The sequence below is a fragment of the Nonomuraea rhizosphaerae genome, from assembly GCF_019396405.1.
Lineage (GTDB): Bacteria > Actinomycetota > Actinomycetes > Streptosporangiales > Streptosporangiaceae > Nonomuraea > Nonomuraea rhizosphaerae.
This window is the reverse complement of sequence record NZ_JAHKRL010000512.1, coordinates 1-7,490: the sequence shown is the minus strand read 5'-3', so window position 1 is coordinate 7,490 and position 7,490 is coordinate 1. Positions and strand designations below refer to the sequence as shown.

General features: G+C 70.7%; 5 protein-coding genes. 2 read left to right on the top strand and 3 right to left on the bottom strand.

Features of this window, described 5'->3' with window-relative positions; translation table 11 throughout:
* Both KME77_RS26685 and dnaE read right to left on the bottom strand, forming a co-directional pair.
* Positions 1–504, bottom strand: a 504-nt coding sequence (locus KME77_RS26685; protein WP_308250919.1) for an amidase, incomplete at its 3' end; no start/stop codon positions are given.
* Between the two features lie 174 nt (positions 505–678).
* Positions 679–4,206 (bottom strand): DNA polymerase III subunit alpha, encoded by a 3,528-nt coding sequence (dnaE, locus tag KME77_RS26680; RefSeq protein WP_219471693.1) that lies wholly within the window; start codon positions 4,204–4,206, stop codon positions 679–681.
* A gap of 148 nt (positions 4,207–4,354) precedes the next feature.
* On the opposite strand from dnaE, the gene KME77_RS26675 reads away from it, so the two are divergent.
* Both KME77_RS26675 and KME77_RS26670 read left to right on the top strand, forming a co-directional pair.
* On the top strand, positions 4,355–5,710 hold the full coding sequence (locus KME77_RS26675) for an amino acid permease (RefSeq protein ID WP_219471692.1): 1,356 nt from the start codon (positions 4,355–4,357) through the stop codon (positions 5,708–5,710).
* 13 nt (positions 5,711–5,723) lie between these two features.
* Complete coding sequence (locus KME77_RS26670; RefSeq protein ID WP_308250918.1) at positions 5,724–6,971, top strand: SGNH/GDSL hydrolase family protein; 1,248 nt, start codon at positions 5,724–5,726, stop codon at positions 6,969–6,971.
* A 123-nt stretch (positions 6,972–7,094) separates the two neighbouring features.
* On the opposite strand, the gene KME77_RS26665 is transcribed toward KME77_RS26670, so the two are convergent.
* Positions 7,095–7,391 (bottom strand): chorismate mutase, encoded by a 297-nt coding sequence (locus KME77_RS26665; RefSeq protein ID WP_219471694.1) that lies wholly within the window; start codon positions 7,389–7,391, stop codon positions 7,095–7,097.
* Positions 7,392–7,490 lie beyond the last annotated feature (99 nt).

Below are 7,490 nucleotides of genomic sequence, written 5' to 3'. Positions count from 1 at the left end.
GTCGGCCAGCGGCACCATGCCGCTGGCCAGCGCCGCCGCCGCGCCGCCGCTGCTGCCGCCCGCCGACCTGGACAGGTCGTAGGGGTTGCGGGTGGCGCCGAACACCTCGTTGACGGTGTGCGAGCCGGTGCCGAACTCCGGGGTGTTCGTCTTGCCGACGGTGATCGCCCCGGCCGCCCTGAGCCGCTCCACGATCACGTCGTCCTGGTCGGGCACGAAGTCGGCGTGCAGCGGGGAGCCGTACGTGGTGCGGATGCCCTTGGTGTCGACCAGGTCCTTGTGCGCGACCGGGACGCCGTGCAGCGGGCCGGCCGGCTCGGCGGCGTCGGCGGCCTTGGCGGCGTCGAGCGCCTGCTCGGCCACGAGCGTCACGATGGCGTTGACCCGCGGGTTGACCTGCTCGATGCGGTCGAGGTGGGCCTGGAGGAGTTCGACGGCGCTCACCTGGCGGGTCCTGATCAGGTGGGCCATCTCGGTGGCGGTCAGGTAGTGCGGTTCGCTCACGCCACCGATCCTGCCGCACGCCTGGCGGGGCGACGACGGCGAGGGTTGCCCAGACAGCCCCCGCCCTCTCGTCGCCTGTGCCGGTTACGCGCCCGGCCGAACCGGCGCTGCCCGCCGGGCAGGAAGGCCGCCCACCGGGCAGGAGGCCGCTCGGCGGGCGGGGGCGCTCGGCGGTCAGGCGCCCAGGCAGGCCGGGCCGAGGAGTTGCTTGAGGTCGCCCATCAGCGCCGGTGACGGCGTCACCCGCAGCCGGTCGTCCACCCGCATCACCGTCGTCCTGGGCCCGTTGTGCACCTGCAGATGCACCTCGGAGGTGCCGGGATGCGTGGTGAGGATCTCCTTGAGCCGCCCCACCACCGGCGGCGTGCAGCGGTTGAGCGGCAGGCTGACCAGCAACGGCCCGCCCGCCTCCACGGTCAGGTCGGGCGCCGTCACCTCCATCGCGATGATCTTGGCGACGTCCTCCCGCTTGTCGATGCGCCCCTTGACGAAGACGATCGCGTCCTCGGCCAGGATCGTCGAGCAGAGCTGGTACGCCGACGGGAAGATCATCACCTCGATCGCGCCCTCGAGGTCCTCCAGCTGGGTGAGCACCCACGTGTCACCCTTCTTGGTGATCTTGCGCTGGACGCCACTCAGGATGCCGCCGACCGTGACGATCATGCCGTCGCCGCGGCTCTCGTCCTGGAGCGCGGCGATCGAGCAGTCGGCCCCCGAGGCCAGGATGTGCTCCACGCCGAACAGCGGGTGGTCGGACACGTACAGGCCGAGCATCTCCCGCTCGAACTGCAGCAGCGTGTTCTTGTCCCACTCCCCCACCGGGATCTGCACGTCGAACGTCTGGTCCTCGCCGCCGTCGATCGCGCCGAACAGCGAGTCCTGGCCGATGGCCTCGTTCTTCTTGATGTCGATGATCGCGTCGACGGCCTGCTCGTGCACCATGACCAGGCCCTTGCGCACGTGCCCGAGCGAGTCGAACGCGCCGGCCTTGACCAGCGACTCGATCACCCGCTTGTTGCAGACCAGCGCGGGCACCTTGCGCAGGAAGTCCTTGAAGTCGGCGTAGCGGCCCTTCTCCTTGCGCGCGGCGATGATGCCGTCGACGACGTTGCCGCCCACGTTGCGCACCGCCGACAGGCCGAAGCGGATGTCGGTGCCGCGCGGGGTGAAGTCGAAGTCGGAGTCGTTGACGTCCGGCGGGAACACCTTGATGCCCATGCGGCGGCACTCGTTGAGGTAGAGGGCCGACTTGTCCTTGTCGTCCTTGACGCTCGACAGCAGCGCCGCCATGTAGGCGGCCGGGTGGTTGGCCTTGAGGTAGGCGGTCCAGTAGGAGACCAGCCCGTACGCGGCCGAGTGGGCCTTGTTGAAGGCGTAGTCGGAGAAGGGCAGCAGGATGTCCCAGAGGGTCTTGACGGCCGCGGCCGAGTAGCCGTTGTCCTTCATGCCCCCTTCGAACGACTCGAACTGCTTGTCCAGCTCGGCCTTCTTCTTCTTGCCCATCGCCCGGCGCAGCAGGTCGGCCTTGCCGAGCGAGAACCCGGCGACCTTCTGGGCGATGGCCATGACCTGCTCCTGATAGACGATCAGGCCGTAGGTCGTGTCGAGGATGTCGGCCAGCGACTCGCGGAACTCCTCGTGGATCGGGGTGATCTCCTGCTGCCCGTTCTTGCGCAGCGCGTAGTTGGTGTGGGAGTTGGCGCCCATCGGGCCGGGCCGGTAGAGGGCGCCGACGGCGGAGATGTCCTCGAAGTTGTCGGGCTTCATCAGCCGCAGCAGCGAGCGCATGCCGCCGCCGTCGAGCTGGAACACTCCCAGTGTGTCGCCCCGGCCGAGCAGCTCGTAGGTCTTGCGGTCGTCGAGCGGCAGCTTGAGCAGGTCGATCCACTCACCGGTCTGCGCCTGGATCATCTTCAGGCAGTCGTCCATGATCGTGAGGTTGCGCAGGCCCAGGAAGTCCATCTTCAGCAGGCCGAGCGTCTCGCACGTCGGGTAGTCGAACTGCGTGATGATCGCGCCGTCGGAGTCGCGGCGCATGATCGGGATGTAGTCGGTGATCACCTCGGACGACATGATCACGCCGGCGGCGTGCACGCCGGTCTGCCTGATCAGGCCCTCCAGGCCCTTGCCGAGGTCCATCGTCGCCTTGACGTCGACGTCCTCGTCGTAGAGCTTGCGCAGCTCACCGGCCTCGCTGTAGCGCGGGTGGTCCTTGTCGAAGATGCCCGCCAGCGGGATGTCCTTGCCCATCACGGCGGGCGGGAAGGCCTTGGAGACCTTGTCGCCCAGCGCGTACGGGTAGCCCAGGACGCGACCGGCGTCCTTGATGGCGGCCTTCGCCTTGATGGTGCCGAACGTGGCGATCATGGCGACCTTGTCGGCGCCCCACTTCTCGGTCACGTAGCGGATCACGTCGGCCCGCCTGCGCTCGTCGAAGTCGATGTCGACGTCGGGCATGGAGACGCGGTCGGGGTTGAGGAACCGCTCGAAGATCAGGCCGTGCGGCAGCGGGTCGAGGTCGGTGATGCCCATCGCGTACGCCACCAGCGAGCCGGCCGCCGAGCCTCGGCCCGGCCCGACCGGGATGCCATTTTCCTTGGCCCACATGATGAAGTCGGCGACCACGAGGAAGTAGCTCGGGAAGCCCATCTGCTCGATGATGCCGATCTCGTACTCGGCCTGCCGCTTGTGCTCGTCGTCGTAGCCCTCCGGCCAGCGCCGGTCCATGCCCTCCCAGACGGTCCTGCGGAAGAACTCGCTCTCGGTCATGCCGTCGGGGATCGGGTAGGTCGGCATGAGGTTCTTGAACTCGAAGAACCCCGTCGGGTCGACCTTCTCGGCCACCAGCAGCGTGTTGCGGCAGCCCTCGGCCCACAGGTCGGAGGAGTCGACCGCGCGCATCTCGTCGGCGGTCTTGATGTAGTAGCCGCTGCCGTCGAAGCGGAACCGGTCGGGGTCGGACAGCTGCTTGCCGGTCTGGATGCACAGCAGGGCGTCGTGGGAGGAGGAGTCGGACTCGTAGGTGTAGTGGGAGTCGTTGGTGACCACCGGCGGGATGCTCAGCTCGGCGCTGATGCGGGTCAGCCCGTCGCGGACGCGGCGCTCGATGTCGAGGCCGTGGTCCATGACCTCCAGGAAGAAGTTGTCCCTGCCGAAGATGTCCTGGAACTTCGCGGCGGCCTTGACGGCCTCGTCGTACTGGCCCAGCCGGAGCCTGGTCTGCACCTCGCCCGACGGGCAGCCGGTGGTGGCCATCAGGCCCTCGGAGTGCTCGGCCAGGATCTCGGCGTCCATCCGCGCCCACTTGCGGACGAAGCCCTCGGTGTAGGCGCGCGAGGACAGCTTCATCAGGTTGTGCAGGCCCGTCTTGTTGCGGGCCCAGATCGTCATGTGGGTGTAGTAGCCGCCCGCCGAGACGTCGTCGCGCTTCTGGCTCGGCTCGCCCCACAGCACCGGCTTCTTGTTGTGGCGCAGCTCCGGCGCCACGTACGCCTCGATGCCGATGATCGGCTTGATGCCCGCCCCGGTCGCCTGCCGGTAGAAGTCGTAGGCGCCGTGCATGTTGCCGTGGTCGGTGATCGCGATCGCCGGCATGCCCAGGTCGCCGACCTGCTTGAACATCTGCTTGAGGCGCGCCGCACCGTCGAGCATGGAGTATTCGGTGTGCACATGCAGATGGACGAACGAGTCGCTGGACGACATGGAGCGGCGCCTCCCGATCTGGATGCTGGATCTGCGCTCCGACTCTAGTGGCCCCGACCGACAGTCCGGGGCCCGGCGCGCCTGATCTCCGCGGGCGTTCGCGCGCCGATATCGTCGCACACACCGAGGGTGACGGGAGTGACACGGGGTGCGATCGGATACCGACGAGGGGTACAGGCCCGCGCTGGGCAACCGGCAGGTCCAGATGATCGCCATCGGCGGGGCGATAGGCGTCGGCCTGTTCCTGGGCGCGGGCGGCCGGCTGGCGGCCACCGGGCCCGGGCTGATCCTGTCCTACGCGGTGTCCGGGGTGGCCGCCTTCTTCGTCATGCGGGCCCTGGGCGAGCTGGTGCTGCACCGTCCGGCGTCGGGGTCGTTCGTCGTGTACGCCCACGAGTTCATCGGGCCGTGGGCGGCGTTCGCCAGCGGCTGGATGTACTGGATCAACTGGGCCTTCACCGGCATCGCCGAGCTGACCGCCATCGCCGTGTACGTCCACTACTGGGCGCCCGGCTTCCCGCAGTGGCTGACGGCGCTGATCGCGCTGGGCTTCGTCCTGACGGTGAACCTGCTGTCGGTGCGGCTCTTCGGCGAGCTGGAGTTCTGGTTCGCGATGCTGAAGGTGCTGGCGATCGTGGCGTTCCTGGTGGCCGGGCTGGTGCTGGTGATCCTCTCGGTGGACGGGGCCGGGCCGCGCAACCTGACCGCCCACGGCGGGTTCTTCCCGCAGGGCTTCCCGATGGTGCTGATGAGCCTGCAGTCGGTCGTGTTCGCGTACGCCTCGATCGAGCTGGTCGGCATCACGGCCGGGGAGACGGCCCGGCCGCGCGAGGTCATGCCGAAGGCCATCAGGGGCGTCACCTGGCGCATCGCGATCTTCTACGTCGGGTCGGTGCTGCTGCTGGCCATGGTGCTGCCGTGGACGGCCTACCAGGCGGGCGTCTCGCCCTTCGTGACCGTCTTCGCCGGGCTGGGCGTGCCGTGGGCGGCCGACGCGATGAACCTCGTCGTCATCACGGCCGCGCTGTCGTCGTGCAACTCCGGCCTGTACGCGACCGGCCGGATCCTGCGCTCGATGGCCCGCAACGGCGAGGCCCCGGGCTTCGCCGGGACGCTCAGCTCCCGGCACGTCCCGATCGGCGGCATCCTGTTCACGGCGGTGATGTTCGTGGCGGGCGTGGTGATGTTCTACTTCGTGCCGGAACGGGCGTTCAACATCGCCACCGCCGTGGCCTCGCTCGGCGTGATCACCACCTGGGCCACGCTGGTGTACTGCCAGATCCGGCTGCGCGCCACCGGGCACCGCTCGGCCTTCCCGATGCCCGGCTCCCCGTACACCGGCTGGGCCACCCTCGCCTTCCTCGCCCTGGTCGTGCTGCTGATGCCGTTCGCGGACGCCGACCAGCGCATCGCCTTCTGCCTGCTGCCGCTCCTGGCGGCGGCCATCGCGGCCGGGTGGAGAACGATCAGCGGAAGGCGCTCCCCGGCGCGCGCGGGCGATTAGGCTCGTTGCCGGAGTGGTCGCCGCTCTTGCCCGGACCGCTCCCTGTCTCGGGGAGGTCGCACTGGACGGGGCGAGTCAGGCCACATCAGGCGTCGGGCCGGACGTCACACCGGACACCGCGTCGGGCACCGCGCCGGACGTCACGTCAGGCACCACGTCGGGCGGCACTCCGGACAACGTGCGGGGCACCCCGCTGAGCACCTTGCTGGGCACCTCGCTGGGCGCTCTGGGGTGGGTCGTCCGGCGCAGGGCCGTGCAGATCGGGGCGGCGGCCGCGCTCGGGGCCGCGCTCGCCGTGGCGTCGGTCCCCCTGGGCCTGTCCGCCTCGGTGGCCTGCCTGGCCGGCTGCCCCGCCGACCGCGTGCCCGCCGGGCTGCTGCCCGTGGCGGCGCGGCTCTCGCCCGTACAGGTCGCGCAGAGCGGCGCGTACGTGGGGCTCGGCGACTCCTACTCCTCCGGCGAAGGCGTGTACGACGGCGACGCCCGCCTCCCCGCCGACGGCGGCGACCGCTGCCACCGCTCCCAGGGCTCCTACGTCCCGCTCGTCGCCGGCGCGCACAGCTTCGGCGGCGGCACCGCGTTCTGGGCGTGCAGCGGCGCCACCACCCGCCAGCTCTTCTCCGGCCAGTACGGCCAGCAGCCGCAGCTCCAGCGCGTCGCCGCCTCCGCCACCCTGGTGACGCTCAGCATCGGCGGCAACGACGCCGGCTTCACCCGCGTCCTCACCGGCTGCATCGTCAAGCTGCCCTGGTCGTCGGCCTGCGTCGACCAGGACGCCGAGGTCGCCGAGCGCATCAGGCGGCTGGGGCCGAGCATGACCAAGGTGCTGCGCGAGCTGCGGGCCCGCGCGCCGCTGGCCCGCGTCATCGTCCTCGGCTACCCCCGCCCCTTCCCCGCCGTCCCCGTCAAGAGCGTCGCCAACCTGACGGTCCAGGACCAGCGGTGGCTCAACGGCGTGACCCGCGAGCTCAACGACGTCGTGGGCCGGGTGGCCGCCGACTTCGACCGCGGCATCGCCGCCCTCGGCGGGACCGGCAGCGTCGAGTACGTGGACGCGTACGACGCCTTCGACGGGCACGAGGTGGGGCAGCCGGACCCGTACGTGAACGGGCTGGCGGTGAACCTGGAGGAGCTCACCGTGAACGCCCGCAGCTTCCACCCGACCGGGGCCGGCTACCGGCGCTTCGCCGAGCTGGTCAACGCCCGCATCGCCGCCGGTCCGGGCCGCCCGATGAACAACTTCAAACTCACCAAGCCGTAACCACCCCCCGACCGGCAGCACGACCAGCCGGTGACACGGACGAGCCGCCGACGGCGCGGGCCAGCCGCGTGGGCGGGCCGCGGACAACGCGACCAGCCGGGGGCGCGGGCAGAGCGTCAGCGGTCAGTCGGTGGTTGCCGCCGCGCGTTCCTCGGCCAGGCTCAGGCCGGCCTCGATGACGGCGTTCATGATCGGCGCCAGGCGGGCCTCGCCCAGCTCGGGGGCGCGCTGGGCCATGCGGGCGACGAGCGCGCGCTCACGCGCCATGTCGCGCCCCGCGAACCCGCCGACCGGCTTGAGCGTCTGCACGATCCCGGCGAGCGCGGCGCGCCGCTCCAGCAGGGTGGCCAGCGCCGCGTCCACCCGGTCGATCGCCTGCCTGCACTCGGGCAGCGTGCCGGGCGCCTCGGGACGCACCAGCGCCCCGACGACCGCCACCGCCTCCTCCGCCTCCTCTTCCGCCACCGGCCCGGCGGCGCCGGCGCCGGAGACGATCAGGCCGTCCGCGCCCGCCGCCAC

Bases quoted from the DNA above. Each gene is read 5' to 3' on its own strand.
- dnaE (WP_219471693.1), bottom strand. From the start codon at position 4,206: ATGTCGTCCAGCGACTCGTTCGTCCATCTGCATGTGCACACCGAATAC.